Annotated in this window: 2 protein-coding genes; both read left to right on the top strand. The window is 69.7% G+C overall.

Features of this window, described 5'->3' with window-relative positions:
• Nucleotides 1-699 (top strand): chitinase (locus ACFU6K_RS39265; RefSeq protein WP_380671500.1); only part of this gene is annotated, 699 nt, incomplete at its 5' end.
• A gap of 152 nt (nucleotides 700-851) precedes the next feature.
• Nucleotides 852-1,253, top strand: coding sequence for a hypothetical protein (locus tag ACFU6K_RS39270; protein WP_380671502.1), 402 nt, complete (start codon nucleotides 852-854; stop codon nucleotides 1,251-1,253).
• Nucleotides 1,254-1,276 lie beyond the last annotated feature (23 nt).

Below are 1,276 nucleotides of genomic sequence, written 5' to 3' on the forward strand. Positions count from 1 at the left end.
CTGTCGCTGGCGGCCTCCGCCGCCGTGCTGAGCACCCTCGCCGTCGCCGGGCAGACCGCCCCGGCCTCCGCCGCCGGCTCCTTCGTGGTGAGCGAGGCCCAGTTCAACAAGATGTTCCCGAACCGGAACGCCTTCTACACGTACAAGGGCCTGACCGACGCCCTGAGCGCCTACCCGAAGTTCACCACCACCGGCGACACCGCCACCCGCAAGCGCGAGGCGGCGGCCATCCTGGCCAACGTCAGCCACGAGACCGGCGGGCTGAAGTACATCGTCGAGCAGAACACCGCCAACTACCCGCACTACTGCGACACTTCGCAGTCGTACGGCTGTCCGGCCGGGCAGTCCGCGTACTACGGTCGCGGGCCGCTCCAGCTGAGCTGGAACTTCAACTACAAGGCGGCCGGCGACGCCCTGGGCATCGACCTGCTGCGCGACCCGTACCAGGTCGAGAAGAACCCGGCGACGTCCTGGAAGACGGCGCTCTGGTTCTGGAACACCCAGAGCGGCGCCGGCCGGATGACGGCGCACGACGCCATCGTCAACAACAAGGGCTTCGGCGAGACCATCCGCACCATCAACGGCGCGCTGGAGTGCGACGGCAAGAACCCGGACCAGCGCAACAGCCGGATCAACCTCTACAAGCAGTTCGTCGGCGTCCTGGGCACCGACGTGGGCGGCGGCAACCTCTCCTGCTGACGGGTGTTTCGGCCGCCCGGTGCGCGGGGTCCCGGTGCGGCCGATCAGCCCGTTCATCGAACGTCGACCGCCCGTCGACCGCTTGTCCACACCCCGCTCCGATCGTGATCAACCGCCGGCCACCGGGGCCGGCCCCCTCCGAGGAGCTGAAAATGATCACGAAGCGGATCGCACGGGCGTCGACACTGGCCCTGGCAACCGCCGCACTGGCCGGCACGTTCACCGTCGGCGGCGCGGGCAACGCGTTCGCGGCGTCGGGCGGCGGCTGCAACGGCGGCACCCAGCAGGCGTGCATCAGCGTCAACGGGAGCACCCTGGTCGCCGACGCGTACACCAACTTCGCGAACTCCAACTGCACCGTCGACCTGGTCCTGTACGACCGGAGCACCGGCTACCGGTGGGACACGATGGCGGGCTGCGGGCTCGGCTGGTCCCGCTACGTCGGCACGCAGGTCCCCAACCCCACCCCGGGCCACGTCTACCAGACCCAGCTCATCGTCAACTGGGGCGCCGGCAACGTGGGCGTCACGTGGAGCCCCGAGCTGACCGCCTGACGCCTCCGGACGGTCGTGGAGTG

Origin of the sequence: Kitasatospora sp. NPDC057512 (assembly GCF_042802135.1) — a bacterium.
Lineage (GTDB): Bacteria > Actinomycetota > Actinomycetes > Streptomycetales > Streptomycetaceae > Kitasatospora.